Origin of the sequence: Niveispirillum sp. SYP-B3756 (genome assembly GCF_009495745.1) — a bacterium.
Taxonomy (GTDB): Bacteria; Pseudomonadota; Alphaproteobacteria; order Azospirillales; family Azospirillaceae; genus Niveispirillum.
This window is the reverse complement of the sequence record NZ_WIDQ01000003.1, coordinates 236,959-261,345: the sequence shown is the minus strand read 5'-3', so window position 1 is coordinate 261,345 and position 24,387 is coordinate 236,959. Positions and strand designations below refer to the sequence as shown.

Genomic DNA, 24,387 nt, shown 5'->3' with positions numbered 1-24,387 from the left:
TTACACCCGCCACCCTGCCACAATCGCCTGCCCGCCCCCGGCGGCCAGCAGGGATTGGGCGCGGATCGGATCGCTGGCGGCAATGGCGGTGGACAGGGCATCGGCCAGGGTGGCCGTGGATGCGGCGACGCTGACCTGCCGCCAGCGATCGGCCGGCAGCCCGGTTGCCGGGTCCAGGATATGGCCATAACGGCCGGCCGCATCGATCAGGCTGCCGCGCGGGGCGGAGGTGGCGACGGCCCGGCCGGAAACGGGAAAGCGGGTGGCGATCCGCGCGGCAACGGCCGGATCGGCCACCCCCAACTGCCATTCCTGCCCGTCATCACGCCGGCCGATGCCGCGCGGTTCCCCCATATCCACCAGCATATGCCCGATACCGTGGGCCAGCAGCAGATCGGTTACCCGGTCAGTGATATAGCCCTGGGCAATCCCGTTCAGGGTCAGCGCCATGCCCGGTGGCAGCCGTACCCGGTCGCGCCGAACCTCCACCCGCTGCCAGCCGACCGCCTGCCGTACCACCCCAAAATCAGCCGCCCCATCCCGGTAGAATTGCCAGAGCGGCTGGACCGTGGGATCAAAGGCGCCAGCGGTGGCAGCCGACAGGGCCAGGGCCTGGCGCAGCAGATCGGTGAAGGCGGCGGGCGGATCACCCAATTCCCCTTCCCGGTTCAGGCGTGACAGCAGACTGTCCGGCCGATGCAGGCTGAACAGCCCCTCCAGGGTGCTGATCAGCCGGACTACCCGGCCGACCAGCGCCCGGGCCGTCCCTTCTTCCACCCCATGCAGGGTCAGGCTGGCGGGGCCGCCCATGGCCTGGCCCTGCCAGGTGACCGGCGGCGGCCGGCGGGACCAGAGGGCGAGCGCACCCCCCGCCAGGGCCAGGGCGGACAGGCGCAGCACCCGCCGGCGGCTGGGCAGCGGCATGGTTTCAGGCGGCATGGTGACCGCTCCCCTTTCTGGGCTGGATGCGGGCTGCGGCCCCTTCCCCATGACGGGCCGCCACCACCAGCGGCACGCAGCGTCCCTTGTCGGCATAAATGCCGACGCAATCCAGGCACTGGAAACATTCATCATAGCGGATGGAGCCATCCCGCCGGATGGCCTTGTACCGGCAGCGGCTGGTACAAAGTTGGCAGGGGCTGCCGCAGGCCGGCCGCCTGGGTATCCAGTCCAGCAGGCGCAACCGGCCCGCCAGTGCCAGAAAGGCCCCCAGCGGGCAGAGATAGCGGCAGAAGGGCTTGAACATCACCAGCCCCAGCAGCAGCCAGAACCCGGCATAGAGCACGAAGGGGAGATCGCGGACGAACCCCAGCGTGATGGCGGTTTTGAACGGTTCCACCTCCGCCGCTTTCTCCGCCTCCCCTGGCAGAACCAGGGCCGTGGCCAGCAGCAGCGCCAGCATGGCATATTTCACCAGCACCAGCCGCTGATCCAGCCAGCCCGGCACCCGGATACGCCGCAGCCGCAGCAGCCGGCCCAGCGCATCGGCAAATTCCTGCAGCGCGCCGAAGGGGCAGAGCCAGCCGCAGAACGTGCCCCGCCCCCAGATGATGGCGGTGACCGCGACATAGGCCCAGAGCAGCAGTGACACCGGATCATAGAGCAGGAAGCTGAAATCCATGCCGTTTACCGCCCCCTTCACCACGCCTTGCACGGTGACGATGGAGAGCTGGCCCTGGGCCTGGATGCCGATAAAGCCCAGCGTCGCCGCCAGAAAGCCCATGCGCGTCCAATAGAACAGCCGTTCGCGCCGGGAAATGCCTGTCTGCGCGATCAATCCCGCCGTCAGCCCCAGCAGCAACAGCCCCAGAATGGCCAGTTCCGGCAGACGGCTGCCCCAGGCCAGCAGCCATTCCGGCGGGGTTTCCACCATCACCGGGGCGGTGAACAGGCTGGCCGGCAGCGCATAATTCAGTGTGAAATCGCGCATCTGCCGGTCGGGCAGGATCAGGCCCTTTTCCCGCACCGTGCGCAGTGACAGGGTCCAGGGGCTGGCCGGATCGAAGGCGGCGGACCCGTCGATGCGGAACAACCGCACCTCATCCACCGCCGGCAGGCCGGCAGGCAGCACATAATCATGCACCATGTCGCGGATATTGACCGGGAAGCCGGCCTGGCTGACCGCCAGCCGGTCCGGCACGGTGGCCGGCACGAAATCCGGCCCGGTATAGGAATAACGCCCGCTGGACAGCACCAGCAGCACCTCTTCCCCCGGCTGCAGCCGGTCCATCACCTGGGCATATTGCGCCTCCCCCAGCAGGGAGCGGCCGATGGTGGGCACGTTCAGATAGGCGACCCAGAGGTCGATGAAAATCCCCTGCGGATCGGCCAGCCCCGCCGCATCCAGGCCAGCAAAGGGGGTGCCCTGGAATGCCTGTTCCACCATGGCATTGGTCAAGGTAAGACGGCGGACATAATTGCTGGCGACCAGGGTATCCCAGCCCATGATCTGGTCCATCTCCGGACGCGGGATGGATTTCGGCTTGGGCGCCAGGGCCGCCATCTTGGCCTGCGCCACCTTGGTGGCGGCCCCCAGAATGGTCAGGTTGGCAATGCGCAGGCTGGCGGTCGCCTTGGCCACCCCATCCAGGGTGACCGAACTGCTGCTTGCTCGGTCGGAGGCACCATATTGGCTGCCGATCTTGATATTCTGCCGGATGGTCAGGCCGCGATATTGCGTCAGGAAATCCGCGAAGGGCTGCGGCCCCAACCCGTCGACAAAGACCGGTTCATGCTGGGAGAGGATCTGCACATCCAGGAAGCGGCCGGCATCATCCATCGCCACCAGCAGGTTCATCGGCGTGCCGGAAAAGCCGGGGATGGACGTCAGCGATCCCGTTTCAAAAATATATCCCGCCACCATGCCGGCCTTGATCAGCGGCCAGGCCGGCATGGTCTTTTCCTTTTCCCCCAGGCTATAACCATCGGGCAGCAGACGGGCCAGCTCCTCCTCCGTCAGCGCGGCGGCGGGGGCCGGGGCGGCGAACAGCACAAGCATCAGGAACAGCACCAGCCGCAACAGCATCATACCCCCTCCGGTTGCTGAAAAGGCTAGGATGCATAAGGGCCGGCGGGTATTGGACTTTGGTTTCACCAGCGGTCGCAAGTTCGGCTCAGACGCCGGCGCTGCATCCGCAGCTTGGCTTTACGCGGCACGTGCCGCGCGGCGGCGGTCGCCGCCGGCGCGGTTTCTGGTGAACCGCAACCCGCGCTATCGTCTCTTACAGCCGCTATCCCCCTCATCATCGCCCAGGCTATCCAGCGGGGTGCGCTGGTGCAGGAAGCCTTCCTGTGGGGAAACGGCCACCAGCAGCCGGGGAGACGTGATCAGCACAGGCTGGCGCAATTGCCCGTCCCAGGACCGGAAGCTGAGCGCCTGACCCTTGAAGGCGGCTAGGGTAAAGCCGGGATCATTCAGCGCTGCCACGATGGCGGCGTCATCCCCCGGCTTCACCTTGGACGCCGCCTCCGTCACCGCGCGCACCGCCGTCCAGGCGGCATAATCGCGTTCCGTCATCACCCGGCCGGCCAGGGCCTGGAACCGGTTCTGCAACTGGGTGCCGCCCCATTGTTCGAACACCCGTGACCAGGCCGTCGGCACCAGTTCTGCCGTCCCCGCCACCGGACGGGGGCGGGCGGTGCGGTAGCTGAGATAATCGCCGAACGTCCCTTCCTCATCCGCCACGATCAGCACATCATGGTCAGCCCCCCGGGTGAAGGTGGCCACGACATCGCGTTCATTGCTGAACCCATCATCGGTGCGGGCATGGCCGACATCGAATGTCCAATCCTTCTCCGCCACGATCCGCGCGCCCAGCCGTTTGGCGGCGCGGCGGATGGCGTCGGCATAGGGCTTGTCGCCCGGCCCGCTGCCGGTGACCAGGAACCAGTTCGTCCAGCGCCGCAGCACCAGATATTGGCCCAGCGCATCGGCCAACATGCGGCGGCTGGGGATGGTGTGCAGCAGGTTGGGCCGGCACTGGCCATTGCGCAGATCATCATCGCGGGCCCGCACATTCAGCACCAGGGCACCGGCTGCCCCTGCCCTGTCCGCCACCCGCAGCAGCGCATCGGCCGGCAGATCGGCAATGATGAAACGCACCCCCTGGCCCAGCAGGCCGGGCAAATCGGCCTCCTGCCCCTCCACCAGGCGATAGGCGCGTTTCAGGAAGCGGCCACTGATATTGCCATCCTGCACGCCCAGCCGCGCGCCCTGCAGGGCGCCATCGCGGATCACCGGGTCCAGGAAGGAAAGCGGCGTTGCCGGTGGCTCCGCCACCCCGATGAAGCCGATGGGAAGCATGTCGGCGGCGGGGGCAGCAGCGGGCGGTGGGTCGGCGGCCAGCACCGGCATCGCCGACAACAGGGCCAGGGCAAGCATCAAGGGGCGCAGCATCGCTCCATCTCCCGCGTCATGGATGCGGACAGGCATCACACCGGATAGACCGAACGTCTGTCGCGTGACATTGCACTATCGTCTAAGTGATTGGTGAAAGCCGGCATCTTGGCAGCCCGCCCTGCTGGCCTTACCATTCGGGTAACCATGCCCCGGTCCCCCGGCCGGGGCGATGCCGAGCCGAAATTGAGGGGCGCATGTCGCCACAGCCAAGCCTGTCGCTGGTCCGGGCCTGCAGCCATCAGGCGGACCCGGCGGCGGCCATTGATGAGCTTTCCCCATCGCTGCTGGCGGCCGACCCGGTGCTGGTGGTGCTGTTCTGCTCGTCCCATTATGATCTGCCGGCCGTGGCCGCACAGGTGCGCGCCCGTCTGCCGGGCGTTCCCGTCATCGGTTGCACCACAGCCGGGGAATTGACGCCGTTCGGCTACATGGATGGGTCGATCAGCGCCGTCGCCTTCCCCAAGGGCGATTTCGCCGCCACCATTGGCCGCTTCGATCATGTCAGCCGGTTTGAAATCGGCGATGCCCGCCCCCGCGTGCGGGAATTGTTGGCGGAAGCAGAGGATGCGGCCATCGGCATGGGCCCCGATGCCCGCAATGTCGCCCTGTTCCTGGTTGACGGGCTGTGTGTGAAAGAGGAACTGATCATCAGCGCCCTGCATGATGCGCTGGGCGGCCTGCCGCTGATCGGCGGGTCGGCCGGCGATGACATGCGGTTTGAACAGACCCATGTGCTGCATGACGGGGAATTCCATGTCGATGCCGGGGTATTGCTGATCCTGACCACGATCCGGCCCTTCAAGGTGTTCCGCAACCAGCATTTCGTGCATTCCGACGAAAAGATGGTGGTCACCCAGGCCGACCCCACCCGCCGCATCGTCACCGAAATCAATGCCGAGCCGGCGGCGCGCGAATATGCCCGCATGGTCGGGCTGGAGGGGGAGCCGCTGACCCCGATGATCTTCGCCTCCTACCCCGTGGTGGTGCGGGTGGGCGGGGAATATTATGTCCGCTCCATCCAGAAGGTGAATGAGGATGAAAGCCTCACCTTCTTCTGCGCCATCGATGAAGGCATCGTGCTGACGGTGGCGACCGGCGTGGATATTGTGCGCAACCTGGAAGAACTGTTCGAAGGCCTGACGGCGGAAATCGGCAAGCCGGAGCTGATCCTGGCGTTCGACTGTGTGTTCCGTTCGCTGGAACTGGAACAGAAACAGTTGAAACATGCCGCCTCCAAGGTGCTGGCCAGCCAGAATGTCGTCGGCTTCTGCACCTATGGCGAACAGTTCAACGCCATGCATGTGAACCAGACCTTCACCGGTCTGGCGATAGGTCGCCGATGACAGCCCTGCTTGACCCCGCCAACGACCTGCCCAGCCCGGAACAGGAGCGCATCGCCATCCTGGAGCGGGAAAACTGGAAGCTGCGGCGCATCAACAAGGCGCTGATGGACCGGGTGGAACGGTCCATGGATTATCACGGCAATGCCTTCTCCCTGTTCCAGACAGCCATCGTGCTGGAAAGCCGGGTGCGCGAACGCACCCAGCAACTGGAGGAGACCTTGCGCAAGCTGGAAGCCTCCAACAGTGAATTGGCCAGTGCCAAGGAACTGGCGGAGACGGCCCAGACAAGGCTGGCCGAAGCCATTGAAAGCGTCAATGAGGGCTTTGCCCTGTTCGATGATGATGACCGGCTGGTGATGTGCAACCGCACCTATCTCAGCCTCTGGCCCGCCATCGCGGAGATGATCCGCCCCGGCATCAGCTTTGGGGAGATCGCCCGGCTGGCGGCGGCCCGTGGCTCTGTGCTGTCGGACAGCAGCGGCCCGGACCGCTGGGTGCGCGACCGGGTGGCCCAACATACCGGGGCTGACGGTACCCATGTCCACGCCCTGGCCGATGGCCGCTGGATTCAGATCAATGAACGGCGGACCCGCGATGGCGGCATTGTCGGCATCTATACCGACATCACCGATGTGAAGGAGCGGGATGCCCGCGACGGGCAGGAACGCATCCGTCTGATCACCGATGCCATGCCGGCCTTGATCGCCTATGTCGATGCGGATGAAACCTATCGTTTCGTCAATCGCCGCTATGGCGAAGTGTTCCGCCGGCCCCGGCATGAGATTGTCGGCTCCACCATGCGGGAATTGCTGGGGGAGCCGGCCTATCTGCTGCGCAGCCCGCACATCGCCACGGTGATGGCAGGCTTTGAGACCCAGTTCGACCTGGATTTCGATACAAGGTCCGGCAAACGCTATTCACAGGCAACCTATGTGCCGCATTTCGCCCCTGACGGGGCGGTGCTGGGCTTCTTTTCCCTGATCCAGGATGTCACCGAACGGCGCAGCGTGGCTGAGGCCTTGCGGGAAGCCAATGAGGGGCTGGAACGGCGGGTGGCGGAGCGCACCGCCGCCCTGCAGCAGGAAATTGCCGAACGCCAGCAGATCGAGGCCAAGCTGCGGGAGGCCAAGACGGCAGCCGAGCAGGCCAACCTCTCCAAAACCAAATTCCTGGCCGCCGCCAGCCATGACCTGCTGCAGCCGCTGAACGCCGCCCGCCTGTTCGTTTCCGCCCTGACCGAGACGGAACAGGAAGCCGGCGCGCGGGTATTGGTGGAAAAGACCGACGCCGCCCTGCTGTCGGTGGAAGATCTGCTGGAAGCGCTGCTGGATATTTCCAAGCTGGATGCCGGGGTGGTGCAGCCGCAACAGGATGATTTCCCGCTGGCCATGCTGCTTTCCTCCATGCAGGCGGAATATGCGCCGGTGGCCAAGGAGCGCGGGCTGGACCTGCGGGTGCTGCCCAGCCGGGCGATTGTGCATACCGATATGCGGCTGTTGCGCCGCATCTTGCAGAATTTCGTCTCCAACGCGCTGCGCTACACCCGTACCGGGCGGGTGCTGGTCGGCTGCCGCCGGCTGACCGATGCGGTGCGGATCGAGGTGCTGGATACCGGTCCCGGCATCCCGCCCGACAAGCTGGAAGCCGTGTTTGAGGAATTCCGCCGCCTGGAAGGTGACCGGCCGGCTGGGCGCGACCGGGGCATGGGCTTGGGGCTTGCCATTGTGCAGCGGGCCGGGCGCATGTTGGACACGCCCATTGGCCTGCGCTCCCATCTGGGGCGCGGGTCGGCCTTCACGGTGACGGTGCCGCTGGGCAGCAAGCAGCGCCCGCCGCAGGTCAGCACCGTCCGCATGTCCCCGCCGGCCAGCCCGCTGACCGGTGCGCGCATTCTGGTGATCGATAATGAACAGGCGATCCTGGAAGGGATGGGCGCGCTGTTGCGGGGCTGGGGCTGTCAGGTGCAGGTGGCCACCTGCGCCACCAGCGCCATGGGCGTTCTGTCGGCGCTGGGCGGCTGGCCTGATGTGATCATCGCCGACTATCATCTGGAGGATGGCGAACTGGGCGTGGATGCCATCGCGCAGGTGATCCAGGCCCGTGGCCGTGACATCCCGGCTATCGTCATCACCGCCAACCGCACCACCGACGTGCATGAACGGGTGCAAAATGACGGCTATGCCCTGTTGACCAAACCGGTCAAGCCGGCCCAGTTGCGGGCACTGGTGACGCAGTTGATCGGGTAGCGTTGTCCGCATCCGCTTGCAGCGCGGCTTTCAGCTTGTGCCCAACCTCAACGATTGCATCCAACGCCGGTATCAACTCCAGCCCCAACGGCGTCAGCGCATATTCGACCGACGGGGGCGAGGTCGGTTGCAGGGTGCGGGTCAAGACCCCCCTGCCCTCAAGCTCCCGCAGACGCTGCGACAGAACCTTGGCTGAGACCGGTGGAATGTCCAGTCGCAGTTCATTGAACCGGCGCGGCCCGGCGCGCAGATGCCAGATCACATTCGGGGCCCAGGCTCCGGCAATGATGGTCATACACTCGGTCAGCGCACAGGGCTCGGGCGGAGGCGCGCTGCGGTTTTTGCGAAGCTTGAGGCTCATGCCGGAACTCGGTTACTGCGGGGAAACCTGAGAATCCAGTAACTGTCAGAAACTTGGTTGGCAAGGGAAACCGGGCTGCCTAACCTTCCGTTATCAGCAGCAAGGAACCTCGTCATGAAACTTTACGTCAAGCCCGGCGCCTATCTCGACCGTCTCTCGCAGCGTCCCTGCGTGCAACAGGCGATGCAGCAAGAGGGTCTGATCGCGGAGAAAGCGGCATGACACAGGCCTTCACCGACATTACCGCCGTCTTGCAGGATTATTTCGATGCGCTTTACTTCTGCGATACCGAGATTCTGCAGCGTGTCTTTCATCCAAAGGCGATCTACGCCACGGCCGACGAAACACCCATGCTTTATCGCACAATGGCGGAATATGTCCCGGTGGTGGCGGCCCGCCAGTCCCCGGCATCGCGGGGGGAGGCGCGCCGCGACCATATTGACGCCATTGATCTGGCGGGGGAAAACACGGCAGTCGCCCGCCTGCGCTGTTCCATCGGGCAACGGGATTTCGTGGATTTTCTTACGCTTATCCGCATTGGGGGGCAGTGGCGCATCATCGCCAAGGTCTTCCAGATTATCGAACGCCAGCCGTAAGGAGGAGCGAACATGCCCTATGTAAACATCAAGATTACCCGTGACCGTAAATCACGGTCTGCCACGGCGGACTGCTGAAACGCGAGGGTAAGAGTTTAAACCTGATCCCCCCGCAGCGGCGGCCCTGCCGACAGCAGCGTTGCTGACTCCGCATCGGTGAAAACGCGGGAGCGGGTGAGGAAGCGCAAGCCCTCCGGACCTTCCAGGGAGAAACCCGCCCCGCGTCCCGGCACGGCATCAATGATCAGTTGGGTATGTTCCCAATATTCGAACTGGGCGGCACCGATGAAGAAGCGGGCGCCGTGAATGTCGCCCAGATAGATATCCCGGCTGCCGACCTTGAATTCCCCCGCCTGATAGCACATCGGCGCCGAACCATCGCAGCAACCGCCGGACTGGTGGAACATCACCGGCCCATGCATGGCGCGCAGCCGGTCGATCAGGGCATCGGCGGCGGCGGTGGAAAGAACGCGCGGCACCATGGGTTCGCTCCATCACGTGGCAGAGGGAAGGCCAAAAAGGAAGGGCGGATGGCGCCTCGGGACGCCATCCGCCTTCACACCCATCACACAACAGGACCGGCTTAGAAGAAGCCCAGCGCCTTCGGGCTATAGCTGACCAGCAGGTTCTTGGTTTGCTGATAATGGTCCAGCATCATCTTGTGCGTCTCACGCCCGATGCCCGACTGCTTGTAGCCACCAAAGGCCGCGTGGGCCGGATAGAGATGGTAGCAGTTGGTCCAGACACGGCCGGCCTGGATATTGCGGCCAAAGCGATAGGCACGGTTGCCATCGCGGCTCCACACCCCGGCACCCAGGCCATAGAGCGTATCATTGGCAATTGCCAGCGCCTCTTCCTCGCCCCGGAACTTGGTGACGGCCAGCACGGGGCCAAAAATCTCCTCCTGGAAGACGCGCATCTTGTTATGGCCTTCCAGCACCGTCGGGGTGACGTAGTAACCATTGGTCAGATCCCCGCCCAGATCGGCGCGGCCACCGCCGGTCAATACCTTGGCCCCTTCGTCGCGGCCGATATTGATGTAGGAGAGGATCTTCTCCAACTGGTCGTTGGAGGCCTGGGCCCCGATCATGGTAGAGGGATCGAGCGGGCTGCCCTGCTTGATCTTCTGCACGCGGGCGATGGCCTTTTCCATGAAGCGGTCATAAATCCGCTCATCCACCAGGGCGCGCGACGGGCAGGTGCAGACTTCGCCCTGATTCAGGCCGAACATGGCGAAGCCTTCCAGCGCCTTGTCCAGGAAATCATCATCTTCCGCCATCACGTCGGCAAAGAAGATGTTGGGCGACTTGCCGCCCAGTTCCAGTGTCACCGGGATCAGGTTTTCCGAGGCATATTGCATGATCAGCCGGCCGGTGGAGGTCTCCCCGGTGAAGGCGATCTTGGAGATGCGCTTGTTGGTGGCCAGCGGCTTGCCGGCCTCAATGCCGAAACCGTTGACGACATTCAGCACGCCGGGCGGCAGCAGGTCACCGATGACATCCATCAGCACCATGATGCCCATCGGCGTCTGCTCGGCCGGCTTCAGCACCACGCAATTGCCGGCGGCCAGCGCCGGGGCCAGCTTCCAGGCGGCCATCAGGATGGGGAAGTTCCAGGGGATGATCTGGCCGACCACGCCCAGCGGCTCATGGAAATGATAGGCAACCGTATCATGGTCGATTTCCGCCAGGCTGCCTTCCTGGGAGCGCACGCAGGCGGCGAAATAGCGGAAATGGTCAATGGCCAGCGGGATATCGGCGGCCGTCGTTTCCCGGATCGGCTTGCCATTATCGATGGTTTCCGCGAGCGCCAGCAATTCCAACTGCGATTCCATCCGGTCGGCGATGCGGTTCAGCACGCCGGCGCGATCAGCAACGGAGGTACGGCCCCATTTTTCGCGGACCTTATGGGCGGCGTCCAGCGCCAGTTCGATATCCTCTGCGGTGGAGCGGGCCACCTTGCAGACCACCCCGCCGGTGATGGGGGAGATATTATCGAAATACTGGCCCCGGACGGGGGCAACCCATTCACCACCGATGAAATTATCATAGCTGGAACGGATGGTGACGCTGGATTTCAGCTTTTCGATGGCCTGGTGCAGCATGGGGGCGTCTCCCTGGAAGAGGTTTGGGACCCCGATGCCGTGGGGTCCAGGATCAGACCGAAGACTGCGCCCCACCGACCCACCCGTAAATTAGACTTTGTGAGAAGAAACACGTCCCGGATGCGCCCTTGCACCACCATGGTGCAATTGCGAAACGGCCAGGACGCGGGATTCTGATGGGGAAATTCACCGGCAAAACAAAGGGGTTTCCCAATGACGATGCGCCCGTTTCTTCTGGCTGCCATGGCGGCCCAGTTCCTGATCGCCGGCACGGCCGATGCCGCCACGCATGAGGTGACGATGCGCAACCAGGGAAGCACGGGCACTATGGTGTTCGAACCGGCGATGCTGACCATCGCGCCCGGTGATACGGTGCGCTTCATCCCCACCGACAAAAGCCACAATGCCGAAGCGATCAAGGGCATGTTGCCCGAGGGCGTGGAACCCTTTGTCGGCAAGATGAATGAAGAGATCAGCGTCACCTTTGATCAGCCCGGCCTCTATGGTTTCAAATGCAAGCCGCATTACGCCATGGGCATGGTGGGTGTGGTGGTGGTGGGCGAACCGATCAATGCCGATGCCGCCGCCCAGGTGAGCCATCCGGGCAAGGCCAAGGAAATGTTGAATAAATTGCTGGCCAAGCTGCGGGGATAAACCCGCCCTCTGCAACGCCCGGCCTTGATGCCCCGGCGCGCCCATGGCCCACCGGAGCATCACATTATGGCGTTGCCGCCGCCCTGGCCGAGGCCTGGGCCGTGCCGGGGGACGGGGCGAAATTCACCTTGTTGGCCAGGATCACCGCCTGCGTGCGGCTGAAAACCCGCATCTTCTGCAAGATGGCGGAGACATGGGCCTTCACCGTCGTCTCCGTCACATCCAGCTCATAGGCGATTTCCTTGTTCAGCCGGCCGGCCACCACCAGTTCCAGCACCTTGCGCTGCTGCGGGGTCAGGGTGTCGATGCGGCGCAGGATTTCCTGATCCTCCCCCGATTGCGTGGGGGGCGGTGCATCCGTCAGGTCGGATGGGATATAGATATCCCCTTCCAGCACCTGGCGCAGCGCCTGGGCGATCTGCCCGCGCGGCAGCGATTTGGGCACAAACCCCGCCGCCCCATGGCGCAGCGCTTCATGCACCAATTGCCGGTCGCTGGTGGCCGAGACCATCACCACCGGCAGCGATGGATAGCGTGCCCGCAGCGTGGACAGCCCGGCAAATCCGTTATTGCCGGGCATGTTCAGGTCCAGCAGGATCAGATCGAAATCCCCTTCCCGATCGATGATCCGGATCACCTCATCCAGATCGGACGCCTCGAACAGTTCGCAGCGATCCAGCGCTACGGCCAGCACCGTGCGCAGCCCGTCGCGTACCAGCGGATGGTCATCCGCGATCAGCACCTTGCCCATGCCTATCCTCCCGTCGCCCTGTCGGGCCTGCCGACGCTTGATTTTTTTGTGGGCGGTTTCAAAGCTACACGTAGGAAGAAGGTCGGACAATCACCGGCCCGACCGGGAACACCCTTCTTTAGTATAAGCCCCAGCGTGCCCAGACGGAACCACGCGATGCCATGGTTTAAGCCCCGAAACGGGATATTTTTCTCGACATGACCGGGATAAAAATCCCGATCAATAAGGATGTTTCTCACGGGAAAAATTCAGGAAAATCCCACGCCACCTCAAGTCAAACGCACCTGTCATCACAAAGCATCATTTTCCTTATTCGCTGCCGGTGCCAGTGTTTTCTCATAAGCAGCGGGTAATGGCGCCGCTTACTTACGGGCCTATACCCCGATAATCCTGATAATTGACGAATAGGGAGAGAATGATGCTGAGAAATCCATCGGCCCGCACTTGGCGTGCCCTGCTGTCCGGGGTCAGCCTGGTTGTCATGGCGTCGATCACTTCCAGCGGCGCCATGGCCGATGCGCCGCGCCCTGTTACCTGGGAAGACATCGCCAATGATGCCAAGACCACCGGCGATGTGCTGATGTATGGCATGGGCCTGGATGCCAAGCGGCACAGCACGCTGGCCCAGGTGAATGACAAGAATGTCGGCAATCTGGTGCCTGCCTGGTCCTTCTCTTTCGGGGATGAGAAGCAGCGCGGGCAGGAAACCCAGGCCATCGTGCATGATGGCATCATCTATATCACCGCCTCCTACAGCCGGATGTTTGCGCTGGATGCGCGCACCGGCAAGCGGCTCTGGTCCTATACCCATCGGCTGCCCGACGATATCCGCCCCTGCTGCGACGTCATCAACCGCGGGGCCGCCATCTATGGCGACAAGGTCTTCTTCGGCACGCTGGATGCCAGCGTGGTGGCGCTGGACCGGCATACGGGCAAGCTGGTCTGGAAGAAGAAATTCGGCGAGCATGAAGCCGGCTATACGATGACCGGCGCCCCCACCATCGTGAAGGACCAGAAGACCGGCAAGGTGTTGCTGATCCATGGCTCGTCGGGGGATGAGTTCGGCGTGGTCGGCCGCCTGTTCGCCCGTGATCCTGACACGGGCGAAGAAATCTGGATGCGGCCGTTCGTGGAAGGCCATATGGGCCGGCTGAACGGCAAGGACAGCACCATCACCGGCAATCCCAAGGCGCCAAGCTGGCCGCGCGACAAGGATGGCAAGCTGGTGGAAGCCTGGAACCATGGCGGCGGCGCACCCTGGCAGAGCGCCACCTTCGACCCGGAAACCAATTCCATCGTGGTCGGTGCCGGCAATCCGGGGCCGTGGAACGGCTGGGCCCGCTGGCCGGGTGACAGCCTGTTCACCTCCGGTCAGGCCTATGTCGACCCAACCACCGGTGAACTGAAGGGCTTCTACCAGCACACGCCCAACGACACCTGGGATTTTTCCGGCAATAACGAGATCATCCTGTTCGACCTGAAGAAGGACGGCAAGACCATCAAGGCCGCCGCCCATGCCGACCGCAACGGCTTCTTCTTCATTACCGACCGCACCAAGCTGGCGGCGGCTGGTGGGGAAATCAACCGACCCAAGGCGCTGATCGCAGCCTATCCGTTTGTGGACAATATCACCTGGGCCAAGGGCTTCGATCTGAAGACCGGTCGGCCGATCGAGGCGGAAGGCCAACGTCCGCCCTTGCCGGAAAAGGGCGAGTTGAAGGGCAAGGCGGTGGAAGTCTCCCCCCCGTTCCTGGGCGGCAAGAACTGGAACCCCATGTCCTATAGCGAGGAGACGGGTCTGTTCTATATCCCCGCCAACCATTGGAAGGAGGATTACTGGACGGAGAATATTTCCTACCAGAAGGGCAGCGCCTATCTGGGTATGGGCTTCCGCATCAAGAAAATGTTCGAGGACCATGTCGGCATCCTGCGCGCCATGGACCCGGTGACCGGTAAGATCGTCTGGGAACATAAGGAAAGGCTGCCGCTCTGGGCCGGGACGATGACGACATCGGGCAACCTTGTCTTCACCGGCACCAGCGACGGTTATCTCAAGGCGTTTGATGCCAAGAATGGCAAGGAACTCTGGTCGTTCCAGACTGGGTCCGGCATCGTCTCCTCCCCCATCACCTGGGAGATGGACGGGGTGCAATATATCGGCATCGCCTCGGGCTATGGCGGGGCGGTGCCGCTCTGGGGCGGTGATATGGGGCCGTTGACCAGCAATGTGCCGCAGGGCGGTTCCTTCTGGGTCTTCCGCCTGCACCAGGACCGCAGCACCACGGCGGCAGCACCGTAAAAAGCCACGCCCCCTCCCGTCCGTCTGGCGGGAGGGGGCGCTGATCCGGCCATCCGCCTTCCCATGGAGCCTTTTCCGATGCGCCTGCTCTTCTGCTTTCTGCTGGCCAGCCTTCTCGCCTTCCCTGCCGTGGCGCAGGAGGAGGCGGCCGACAGCCCCCGCAAGGTGGGCGATTGCCTGCTGGTGAAAGGGGCAAAATGTCCGGGTGTCGATCTACGCCACCAGAATCTGCGCGGGCTGAACCTGTCAGGGGCCGACCTGACAGGGGCAAAGCTGGCCCGCGCGGATCTGCGGGATACCGATCTGCGCGGCGCCATCCTCGATAACGCGGATCTGGAGGCGGCCGATCTGCGCAAAGCCTTCCTGCAGGGGGCCAAGCTGCGCGGCGCCAGCCTGCGCGGGGCAAACCTGGAATTTGCCCGTGCCGCCAAGGCGGATTTCAGCCGCGCCGATCTGACCGCCGCCAATCTGGAAGCCGCCTGGTTTTCCGGCGCGCAGTTCCATCAGGCCAAACTGGTGAATGCCGGCCTGCAGGAGGCGAAATTCTACGAGGCCAACCTGATCGGCGCCGACCTGACCGGGGCCCATTTTCCCTATGCCATCTTCCAGAACACCTACATGCAGGATTGCACCGCCTGCCCGGTGAACTGGTGACGTGAAAAGGGCCGCCCCGACAATGGGGCGGCCCGAACGCTTCAACCCAGGTGCATTACGCCTTGGGCAGTTTGAACACCCAGAGAGAGCCACCCTGATTGATATGCTGGATGGACTTCGCCACCTCGCCACCCCACAGGGGGACGGCACCGCCCCAACCGGAGACGACGGCGACAAACTGTTCGCCATCCTGTTCCCAGGTGATGGGGCTGCCGACGATGCCGGAGCCGGTATTGAACTTCCAGACCTCCTGGCCGGTCCTGGCATCAAACGCCTTCAGGTAGCCTTCCGGCGTGCCGGTGAAGACAAGATTGCCGGCAGTGGTCAGCACGCCACCCCAGAGCGGGGCCTTGTTCTTATATTCCCACTTGATCTCACCAGTGGCGGGATCGATGGCGCGCAGCACACCGATATGGTCCTCATAGAGCGGCTTGATGGTGAAGCCTGCCCCCAGATAGGCCGCCCCCTTCTTGTAGTTGATCGCCTCGTTCCAGATATCCATGCCCCATTCATTGGCGGGCACATAGAACAGGCCGGTATCCTGGCTATAGGCCATGGGCATCCAGTTCTTACCGCCCAGGAAGGATGGGGCGGAGAAGACGGATTTGCCTTTGGTGTCGCCCTGTGCCGCCTCCATCGGGTTGCCCGGACGGTTGGCCGGGTCATAGATCGGGCGACCCTTCTTGTCGAAGCCCTTGGCCCAGGTGATCTTCGACACAAACGGCGTGGCGCTGAGGAATTTGCCGTTGGTGCGGTCCAGCACGAAGAAGAAGCCGTTGCGATCAGCTTTGGCCCCGGCCTTGACGACCTTGCCATCCTTCTTCAGGTCGAAGGGGATGAATTCATTCACCCCGTCGAAATCCCAGCCATCATGCGGCGTGGTCTGGAAATGCCATTTGATCTCCCCTGTCGCGGGGTCGATGGCCAGGGTGGAAGAGGTATAGAGGTTGTCGCCCGGCCGCAGATGGCTGTTCCACGGTGCCGGATTGCCGGTGCCCATATAGATCAGCTTGGTTTCCGGGTCATAGGTACCGCCCAGCCAGGTGGCCCCGCCCCCCTGCTTCCACATGTCACCCTGCCAGGAAGCGTTCAGCTTGCCGGTCATGGTGCTGTCCTTGCCATTCAACTGGCCGATATGGCCTTCGATGGTGGGGCGCGACCAGATCAGCTCGCCGGTATTGGCGTCCCGCGCCTCCACCTTGCCGACAATGCCGAACTCACCACCGGAATTGCCGGTGATGATCTTGCCATCCACGATCATGGGTGCGGCGGTGAAGCTGTATCCAGCCTCATAATCGGCCATCTTCTTCGACCAGATGACCTTGCCGGTCTCCTTGTTCAGCGCGATCAGCTTGGCATCCAGCGTGCCGAAATAAACCTTGTCGCCATAGATGGCGGCACCGCGATTGATGACATCGCAGCAGGGCATGATGCCGTCCGGCAGGCGGGCATCATATTGCCACTTCTCCTCACCCGTGCGGGAATCCACCGCCCAGATGCGGCTGTAGGAACCGGTCACATAGATGGTGCCATCATGGACGATGGGCTGGGATTCCTGCCCGCGCTGCTTTTCCCCCCCAAAGGAGAAGGAGAAGGCGGGCACCAGCTTGGCGACATTTTCCGTGTTCAGCGTCTTCAGCGGGCTGTAACGCTGCGCCTGCGGCCCCATGCCATAGGTCAGCACGTCGCCGGTGCTGGCGGCATCGTTCATCAGATCGGCGTCGGTGGGACCGGCGGCAAAGGCAGGCGTGGCGGCGGCCAGCCCCAACATGGCGCAGGTGGCCAGCAGAATGCGCTTCATGGCGTCTTGTCTCCCTGTTCGGGGCCAGGGCTGCAACGGAATGTCTGGCCTGGCCATCAGCATCTTCCACCCGCAAGCCACCGGCCGCTGCGAACGGCAAGGCGCCCGCACGGGTCCGGCATTTCAAAGGCTTGGAGGCGGAATGGTTTCAGTGACGGTGCCAAGGTAACCCCACCCGGCAACGGGCAAAATTGAACCTTGGTATCAGCGCCAGCGGGGGATCAGGCCCCCGGTGGCATGTGGCTGATGCCATGGTCGGCAAAGATGCCGGCGATGCGGCCATCGGCCAGCAGGCCGGCCATGACATCTTCCAGCCGATAGCCAAGATCGCGGCTGTCGGTCTTCACCGCCAGGCCGATATCCCAGCCCTGTTTCAACAAGCCCGGGAACGGCCCCCGCCGGATGACCAAGCCTTTGGCCTTGCCGGCCAATCCCCGTTCCACCTGCGCCAGCGTCGCCATCGCCGCACCCGCTGTGCCTTCCGTCAGATCGACCAAGGCAGCGGCGGGTGTCAGGTGGTGAACCACATCCCCCCGCAGCCGACCGCCGAACGCCCCGGTCAGATAGAAATCCGGTACGCTGTCGGTCTCCACGGCAATGGCGCTGCCCGCCATATCCACCAAAGTACCACGGCAATCGGTGCGCGCGGGATCGCAGGCCAGCGCGAAACTCTCCCGGTGATAGGGGGCGGTCAGCACCGCCATGTCGTTGCGCAGGCCGAATTCCCGATCATGGGGGACATGCATCATCACATCCGCCACCGGTTCCCCGAGAATGGAGCCTTTCCAGACCGCGTTGCGCAGATCATCATCCATATTCTCGTCAGCGGTCAGTTCCATGAATTCCGGCTTCACGCCCAGCTTTTCCGCCAGGGCCCGGCCGATATCCACGTCAATGCCGATCAGCTTGCCCTCTGCCCGCCAGGACCAGGGGGGATTGTCCCGATAGACAGCGATGCGCAGCACGCCCTTGGCCATCACCTTATCCAGCGGGGCGGCCGGGCTGAAACGCGAAGACCCTGCCGCAAGCGGCAGGGTCACGATGAGGGCCAGCAGATGGCGCCTGTTCATTGCGGGACCGTTTCCAGCCAAGCACGAATGGCCCAGCCGGCCTCCTGTCCCAGCACCTCCCCAAAGGCGGGCATATAGACCTTGCCATCGCGCGATGCGCCTTTGCGGAACCGTTCGGAGAACCATTCATCGCCGGTATCGCCTGCCTCCAGAAAACGCAGGTCGGGGGCGATGCCGCCGGAAATGGCGCCCAGCCCATGGCAGCGCGCGCAATTCTGATTGTAGGCCGATGCCCCGATCTCAATGGCCCGCTTGTTCCCGCGATAGGGGTTGCTGGGCCGCCAGTCGTGGCCCAGCTTCTCCAACCCGTCGGTGTTCACCGGTTGCGGGGTGACATCCCCATGCGCCAACACGGGCAGGGAGAAACTGGCGGACAGCAGGGCAGCGGCGATCAGGCCGGCGGCAAGGCGGGCGGGCGACGGCATGGGTGATTTCCTCAGGGAAGAATGGTCGGTGACGGGCTGGCGACGCAGCCTTGCAATGGTTGGAAGCGTAACCTTTTCCCCCTCCGCACCTAATTGGACTTTGGTGCCAAAACGCTTTGCATTGGCTTTCGGCGACATGCTGCCATGGTCTAATGGCCCCACGCATGGCGGCCCGATAGGCTTGCCATTCAAGGGCTGGAAAAGCCTGTCGAGGGGAGAGGCATGATGCGGCGATGGGGATTGCCAGCTTTGTTGGGCTTGGCCATGACGCTGCCGGCACAGGCCGGCACGCTTTATGTTTCCAATGAACGGGATAACAGCCTGACCCTGATCGACACATCCAGCTTGACGGTGACCGGCACCATCAAGGTGGGCGCGCGGCCGCGCGGCATCACGCTTTCCGCCGATGGCAAGCAGCTTTACATCTGTGCCAGCGATGATGACACGGTGCAGGTGCTGGATATTGCCACCGGCAAGCTGCTGTACGACCTGCCATCGGGTGACGATCCCGAACAATTCGCCCTTGCCCCCGACGGCACCCATCTTTTCATCGCCAATGAAGACAATAATGTCGTCACCGTGGTGGATGTGCCCAGCCGCGCCGTCGCCTATCAGATTGATGTCGGGGTGGAGCCGGAGGGGATGGCCGTCAGCCCCGACGGCAAATGGGCGGTCAATACGTCAGAGACTACCAACATGGTCCATTGGATCGACACCGCCACCCGGCAATTAGTGGATAATACCCAGGTGGATGCCCGACCCCGCCATGCCGAATTTTCCGCCGATGGCAAACAGCTTTGGGTATCGGCGGAAATTGGCGGCACGGTGAAGGTGATTGATGTCGCCAGCCGGCAGGTGCGCCAGACCATCGGCTTTGCCATCAAGGGCGTACAGGCGGACAAGCTGCAGCCGGTCGGTATCAAGCTGTCTCGGGATGGAAGGCTGGCCTTTGTGGCGCTGGGGCCGGCCAACCATGTGGCGGTTGTGGATACGGCCAGCTTTCAGGTGAAGGATTATCTGCTGGTGGGCCGCCGGGTCTGGCACATGGCGCTTTCGCCGGATGGCAAGACGCTGTTCACCACCAATGGCGTCTCCAACGATGTTTCCGTCATTGATGTGGAGGCGTTGAAGGTGGTGAAATCCATCCCCGTCGGGCGCTATCCCTGGGGCGCGGTGGTGGTGCCGTGACGGCCGCCCTTTCCGTCACCGGCCTGCGTTTTGCCTATGGCAAGGGCGGGTTCGCCCTGCGGGATGTTGATTTTACCGTGGCGCCCGGCCGCTTCACCGCCCTGCTGGGGGCCAATGGGGCGGGCAAATCCACCCTGATGGGGCTGCTGACACGGCTTTTCACCCCCGATCAGGGGGATATCCAGATTTGCGGGCATGATCTGCGGCGCAACCCGCGTGCCGGGCTGGGCGCCATGGGCGTGGTGTTCCAGCAACCGACCCTGGATCTGGATTTGACCGTGCGCCAGAACCTGACCTATGCGGCGGGCCTGCGCGGCCTCGGCGGACGAGAAACGGCCTCCCGCATCGCCGTGCTGCTGGAACGTTTCGCCCTGTCCGCGCGGGCCGGCGACAAGGTGCGGCTGTTGAATGGCGGCCATCGGCGGCGGGTGGAACTGGCCCGCGCCCTGCTGCACCGGCCGCCCCTGCTGATCCTGGATGAACCCACCGTCGGGCTGGATGCCCCTTCCCGCCGCGATCTGGTGGCGCATGTGCATCGGCTCTGTGTGGAAGAGGGTGTCAGCGTGCTCTGGGCCACGCATCTGTTTGATGAGGTGGCGCCAGGTGATGATGTGGTGCTGCTGCACCGGGGTGCCGTGCAGGCACGCGGCCCCGCTGCCGACCTGCTGGCCGCCAGCGGGACGGACAATCTGGCCGGTGCCTTCCAGGTACTGACAGCAGAGGGGGCGACGGCATGATGGCCTATCTGCGCGCCTTGCGCGCCATCATCTGGCGGGAAATGCTGCGCTTTCTGCATCAACGGGAACGGTTCGTGTCCGCCCTGGTGCGGCCGCTGGTCTGGCTGTTCATCTTCGCCGCCGGTTTCCGGGCGGCCCTGGGCATTTCGGTGCAGCCACCCTATGACACCTATATCACCTATGAAACCTATGTGCTGCCGGGGCTGGCGGCCATGGTGCTGCTGTTCAACGGGATGCAAAGCAGTCTCTCCATGGTCTATGACCGGGAGATGGGCAGTATGCGGCTGCTGCTGACTTCCCCCCTGCCCCGGGAATTCCTGTTGTTGGCCAAGCTGCTGGCCGGCGCGGTGGTGGGGCTGGCGCAGGTGGCCGCCTTTCTGGCCATTGCCGCCCTGGCGGGACTGACCGCCCCTGCCCCCGGATATCTGACCGTCATCCCCGCCCTGTTGCTGGCGGGCCTGATGCTGGGTTCTGTCGGCATGTTGCTCTCCAGCACCATCCGGCAATTGGAGAATTTTGCCGGGGTGATGAATTTCGTCATCTTCCCGGCCTTCTTCCTGTCCTCGGCCCTCTATCCGCTGTGGAAGATGCGGGAGGGCAGCGAATGGCTCTATCAGCTTGCACGCTGCAACCCCTTCACCCATGCGGTGGAACTGATCCGCTTCGCGCTTTATGGCCGGTTGGAACTGACGGCGGCAGCCTGGGTCGCCGGGGCGACACTGGTTTTCCTGCTGCTCTCCTTCTGGGCCTATAACCCGGCACGCGGCCTGATGCCGCGCCATACAAAGTCGCAATGATCATGGATCATGATCATTGCCCTCAATCGCCGGCGCTGCCATCCGGCAGCTTGGCTTGCGCACCCATGGAGGCGCGGGCGCTCAACGCGCCAACCAAGTGGGGATGAGCGCTGCTCATCCCCACTTGGTACAAGGCCGGCGCTGGCGAAGGCTGACAAAAAAAGACCGCCCGGTGTGCTGCCGGGCGGTCGCAGTGTCGCGTGGGAAGCGGCGGATCACCCGCCGCCCCCACCCGGGAGGATCAGAAGAACAGGATCGCGCCGATGGCGATGGTGTCGGATTTGGCCTTGTTGCCGCCATGGGCCTCGGCCTTGGTGTTGATATATTCGCCCACCAGCGTCACCCAATCGGTCAGGGCATAATGGGTGGCGGCCACCCAGGATTTGTTGACCGACAACAGGGTCGGGTTCACCTCCCCCTTGGCCAGATCGAGATGGCTCTCGCCGTAAGAGGCGGCCAGCGTCACCTTGTCGATCTTGTAGGTACCCTGGACATAGAAACCGTCGCTGTCGCGCCGGTTGCCCTTGGCATCGGCGGAAAGCACAAAAAGCCCCGTCGTGCCAACACCCTTGCCGGTATAGTAATAGCCCAGCAACCCGGCATCGCCGATGCCCAGCTTGGCGCCGGCATCAAAGGCCGTTCCCTTGTAATCCGGCCCGCCGGCAACCGTCGGGTCATGATCCTGGCTCAGCACCCCGGCCCAGAGCCGGCCGCTGACCTTGCCGCTTTTGATGTCATAGGTCGCCTTGGCCTGGAAGCCGGGCGTATCGTTCAACTCGCTCTCCCCGGCGGTGGCGAGCGGCTGGAAGATGCCAGCCGACAGCTTGAACCCGGCGAAATCGGGCGTCGTATAGGTGATCTGGGGCTGGAAATCCGTATAGATATAGCCAAGCCCGATGCGCCCCAGCGAGGTGTTGGACGGTGCGGCATTGCCGGCCGCCGTGCCTACCCCCAGCAGGGTAATATCGGACAGGATGGCATCGGAGCCGAACAGGCCAATATCGCGCCCCACCTTCACCTCACCAAAGCCAGCATGGGCGAAGGTCAGATAGGTCTGGCGAAAATCAATGCCGGAGGTGGTGAGCGCTGTCGGCTGGCCGGCTGAGTTTGCGCCCCCACCCCAATTGACACTGTTGATGCCGGGATAGATGCCGAAATGTGCCCCCACATCCCAACCACCCTGCCGGGTGGTGACATCGAATTTCAGGAAGCCCGGCAACAGACCATTGCGGATGGCGCTGGTATCATTGCCGCCCACGCTGGCCAGCCCGCCCACCACATTCTTGCCCGGACCGGGGCTGTCGGCATTGTCCTTTACATAGAAACCGTTGACGGACCCGGAAATCTGCACATTCACCGCACCGACCTTGAAACCGACGCCGCTGTCACTGGCCTGCAGCAGGCGGCTGGGGTCGGTCGGGGTGGCGGATGCGGCAACCGGGGCCGGCTTTGCCTTTTCCTCCTCCGCACGGCGGGCGGACAGGGCCTGATATTCCTGCTCGCTGAGAATACCTTTGGCCTTCAACTGTTTCAGCAACTCCTCCGTCGTGTCGGCCATAGCTGGGTTGGCCAGCCCGAACCCCAAAGCCAGGCCGCACGCCCCCCACCGCAGAACCTTGCGCAGATGCATTTTTACCTCCCCTTTTGATGATTGGCCCGTCTTGCGGGCAAGTTATCCCCTTACCCGCTGTGAATATTCACGGCGGGTTCAAGAAAAACTGTGAGATGGCGAAGATTTCACCGCCACACGTTAGGCGACATTGGCGCCTCTTGATATTGGACGTTGGTTTATTGAACTTTGGGGGAAGGTCATTTCATCAAGGCGGCCCATAACCAGCCCGTTTTCCCGCTGAAAGCCGCCATATTGCTTGCCGCTATGCGGGGCCTGAACAACACATCCTTCCTTGGTCTAATATGGCCGGGCTGATCGGGGCCGTAGCATGGGGGCAATGATAAGCACTTCCGGGGAGGAAGCGAGATGGTGCCCACCGTCAGCCGCCGGGCCTTCATGGCTGGGGCCGCCGCCCTTGCCGCCTTACCCGCCCAGGGGGATGCGGCACCGTTGCGGCTGGGCCTGCTGCCCTTTGGTACGGTGCAATGGGAAATGGCCACCGCACAGGCGCATGGACTGGATCGGGCTGCGGGCCTTGGCTTGTCCGTTCAGGAACTGGCCGGCACCCAGGCGGCACAGGTGGCGCTGCTGGGCGGTGCGGTGGACATGATCGCCGCGGACTGGCTCTGGGTGGCCCGGCAAAGGGCGGCCGGCATCGGCATGTCCTTCATCCCCTATTCCTGCTCTGTCGGTTCCATCATCGTTCCGGCCGACAGCCCCATCCGCAATACGGCCGATCTGGCCGGGCGTCGCCTTGGCATTGCCGGCGGGCCGGTGGATAAGGGCTGGCTGCTGTTGCGCGCGCAGGCGGCCCAGCGTTATGGCGTCGATCTGGCGGCCCGCGTCACGTCCCTGTTTGCTGCCCCGCCCTTGCTGTCCCATGAGATCCAGGCCGGGCGGCTGGATGCGGTGCTGACCTATTGGCATTATGCCGCAAGGCTGGAAGCAGCCGGGCTGCGCCAATTGGCCGGCGTGGCAGAGCTTGCCCGCGATCTGGGCCTGCACCGGGCGGTGCCGGCGCTGGGCTATGTTTTCCGCGATGACTGGGCGGATCGCAACAGAGAGCCCTTGGCGGCCTTTGCCCGTCTGTCCCGGCAGGCAAAGGCGATCCTGGCGGAGGAGGATGCCGCCTGGACGACACTGCGTCCCCTGCTGGCCGCCGATGACGATGCCACCGCCCGCTTGTTGCGCGACCGCTTCCGCCAGGGCATCCCCCAGCGCTGGACAGAGGCGGAGCGGGCGGATGCCGCCCGCCTGTTCGCCCTGTTGGCGGAATTGGGTGGGCGGGAACTGGTGGGCGATGCGGCCACCATCCCGGATGGCACCTTCTGGCCGATCTCCTGGGGTTGA

General features: G+C 63.7%; 21 protein-coding genes. 10 read left to right on the top strand and 11 right to left on the bottom strand.

Going from position 1 to position 24,387, the window contains the following annotated elements; all coding sequences use genetic code 11:
* From GE253_RS08215 to GE253_RS08205, 3 genes are all read right to left on the bottom strand, one after another.
* The gene (locus GE253_RS08215; RefSeq protein WP_173012558.1) at positions 1-939 is read right to left on the bottom strand and encodes an FAD:protein FMN transferase; all 939 of its coding nucleotides are present in this window, start codon (positions 937-939) and stop codon (positions 1-3) included.
* Positions 929-3,028, bottom strand: coding sequence for a 4Fe-4S binding protein (locus GE253_RS08210; RefSeq protein ID WP_153203641.1), 2,100 nt, complete (start codon positions 3,026-3,028; stop codon positions 929-931). The genes GE253_RS08215 and GE253_RS08210 overlap by 11 nt, the downstream gene beginning before the upstream one ends.
* A gap of 183 nt (positions 3,029-3,211) precedes the next feature.
* Positions 3,212-4,396, bottom strand: coding sequence for an ABC transporter substrate-binding protein (locus tag GE253_RS08205; protein ID WP_211101390.1), 1,185 nt, complete (start codon positions 4,394-4,396; stop codon positions 3,212-3,214).
* Positions 4,397-4,593: 197 nt separating this feature from the next.
* Here GE253_RS08205 and nosP point away from each other — a divergent pair, with 197 nt between their 5' ends.
* On the top strand, positions 4,594-5,742 hold the full coding sequence (gene nosP, locus GE253_RS08200; protein WP_153203639.1) for a nitric oxide-sensing protein NosP: 1,149 nt from the start codon (positions 4,594-4,596) through the stop codon (positions 5,740-5,742).
* Complete coding sequence (locus tag GE253_RS08195) at positions 5,739-7,988, top strand: NahK/ErcS family hybrid sensor histidine kinase/response regulator (RefSeq protein ID WP_153203638.1); 2,250 nt, start codon at positions 5,739-5,741, stop codon at positions 7,986-7,988. The genes nosP and GE253_RS08195 overlap by 4 nt, the downstream gene beginning before the upstream one ends.
* Here GE253_RS08195 and GE253_RS08190 read toward each other — a convergent pair.
* Positions 7,942-8,349: a helix-turn-helix domain-containing protein gene (locus tag GE253_RS08190; protein ID WP_153203637.1), complete on the bottom strand. Its 408-nt coding sequence runs from the start codon at positions 8,347-8,349 to the stop codon at positions 7,942-7,944. The two genes, GE253_RS08195 and GE253_RS08190, sit on opposite strands and share 47 nt — an antisense overlap.
* Positions 8,350-8,567: 218 nt before the next feature.
* Between GE253_RS08190 and GE253_RS08185 the strand changes: the two genes are divergently transcribed.
* Entirely contained in the window at positions 8,568-8,945 is a 378-nt protein-coding gene (locus tag GE253_RS08185; protein WP_153203636.1) for a nuclear transport factor 2 family protein, read from the top strand.
* Between the two features lie 95 nt (positions 8,946-9,040).
* On the opposite strand, the gene GE253_RS08180 is transcribed toward GE253_RS08185, so the two are convergent.
* Entirely contained in the window at positions 9,041-9,427 is a 387-nt protein-coding gene (locus GE253_RS08180; RefSeq protein ID WP_153203635.1) for a DUF779 domain-containing protein, read from the bottom strand.
* 101 nt (positions 9,428-9,528) lie between these two features.
* Positions 9,529-11,049: an aldehyde dehydrogenase gene (gene adh / locus GE253_RS08175; protein ID WP_153203634.1), complete on the bottom strand. Its 1,521-nt coding sequence runs from the start codon at positions 11,047-11,049 to the stop codon at positions 9,529-9,531.
* 213 nt (positions 11,050-11,262) lie between these two features.
* Between adh and GE253_RS08170 the strand changes: the two genes are divergently transcribed.
* Positions 11,263-11,703: a pseudoazurin gene (locus tag GE253_RS08170; RefSeq protein ID WP_247878552.1), complete on the top strand. Its 441-nt coding sequence runs from the start codon at positions 11,263-11,265 to the stop codon at positions 11,701-11,703.
* 64 nt (positions 11,704-11,767) lie between these two features.
* Here GE253_RS08170 and GE253_RS08165 read toward each other — a convergent pair whose 3' ends face one another.
* Positions 11,768-12,454: a response regulator transcription factor gene (locus GE253_RS08165; protein WP_153203633.1), complete on the bottom strand. Its 687-nt coding sequence runs from the start codon at positions 12,452-12,454 to the stop codon at positions 11,768-11,770.
* Between the two features lie 481 nt (positions 12,455-12,935).
* Here GE253_RS08165 and GE253_RS08160 point away from each other — a divergent pair, with 481 nt between their 5' ends.
* Both GE253_RS08160 and GE253_RS08155 read left to right on the top strand, forming a co-directional pair.
* Complete coding sequence (locus GE253_RS08160) at positions 12,936-14,753, top strand: methanol/ethanol family PQQ-dependent dehydrogenase (RefSeq protein ID WP_348770816.1); 1,818 nt, start codon at positions 12,936-12,938, stop codon at positions 14,751-14,753.
* Positions 14,754-14,831: 78 nt separating this feature from the next.
* The gene (locus GE253_RS08155; RefSeq protein WP_153203631.1) at positions 14,832-15,407 is read left to right on the top strand and encodes a pentapeptide repeat-containing protein; all 576 of its coding nucleotides are present in this window, start codon (positions 14,832-14,834) and stop codon (positions 15,405-15,407) included.
* A 55-nt stretch (positions 15,408-15,462) separates the two neighbouring features.
* Here GE253_RS08155 and GE253_RS08150 read toward each other — a convergent pair whose 3' ends face one another.
* From GE253_RS08150 to pedF, 3 genes are all read right to left on the bottom strand, one after another.
* Positions 15,463-17,208 carry a methanol/ethanol family PQQ-dependent dehydrogenase gene (locus GE253_RS08150; RefSeq protein ID WP_153203630.1) on the bottom strand — a complete coding sequence of 582 codons (1,746 nt, stop codon included), beginning with the start codon at positions 17,206-17,208 and terminating at the stop codon, positions 15,463-15,465.
* Between the two features lie 221 nt (positions 17,209-17,429).
* Positions 17,430-18,278 (bottom strand): transporter substrate-binding domain-containing protein, encoded by an 849-nt coding sequence (locus GE253_RS08145; RefSeq protein ID WP_153203629.1) that lies wholly within the window; start codon positions 18,276-18,278, stop codon positions 17,430-17,432.
* Positions 18,275-18,703 (bottom strand): cytochrome c-550 PedF, encoded by a 429-nt coding sequence (gene pedF / locus GE253_RS08140; RefSeq protein WP_153203628.1) that lies wholly within the window; start codon positions 18,701-18,703, stop codon positions 18,275-18,277. Before pedF ends, GE253_RS08145 begins: the two co-directional genes overlap by 4 nt.
* A gap of 222 nt (positions 18,704-18,925) precedes the next feature.
* Here pedF and GE253_RS08135 point away from each other — a divergent pair, with 222 nt between their 5' ends.
* From GE253_RS08135 to GE253_RS08125, 3 genes are read left to right on the top strand one after another with little or no spacing between them, the layout of a single operon-like run.
* On the top strand, positions 18,926-19,891 hold the full coding sequence (locus GE253_RS08135; RefSeq protein ID WP_153203627.1) for a YVTN family beta-propeller repeat protein: 966 nt from the start codon (positions 18,926-18,928) through the stop codon (positions 19,889-19,891).
* On the top strand, positions 19,888-20,628 hold the full coding sequence (locus GE253_RS08130; protein ID WP_348770796.1) for an ABC transporter ATP-binding protein: 741 nt from the start codon (positions 19,888-19,890) through the stop codon (positions 20,626-20,628). The genes GE253_RS08135 and GE253_RS08130 overlap by 4 nt, the downstream gene beginning before the upstream one ends.
* Complete coding sequence (locus GE253_RS08125; RefSeq protein WP_153203625.1) at positions 20,625-21,425, top strand: ABC transporter permease; 801 nt, start codon at positions 20,625-20,627, stop codon at positions 21,423-21,425. The genes GE253_RS08130 and GE253_RS08125 overlap by 4 nt, the downstream gene beginning before the upstream one ends.
* Before the next feature lie 241 nt (positions 21,426-21,666).
* Here the strand turns inward: GE253_RS08125 and GE253_RS08120 are convergent, their stop codons facing one another.
* Positions 21,667-23,055 (bottom strand): porin, encoded by a 1,389-nt coding sequence (locus tag GE253_RS08120; RefSeq protein WP_153203624.1) that lies wholly within the window; start codon positions 23,053-23,055, stop codon positions 21,667-21,669.
* A 348-nt stretch (positions 23,056-23,403) separates the two neighbouring features.
* On the opposite strand from GE253_RS08120, the gene GE253_RS08115 reads away from it, so the two are divergent.
* The gene (locus GE253_RS08115) at positions 23,404-24,387 is read left to right on the top strand and encodes an ABC transporter substrate-binding protein (RefSeq protein ID WP_153203623.1); all 984 of its coding nucleotides are present in this window, start codon (positions 23,404-23,406) and stop codon (positions 24,385-24,387) included.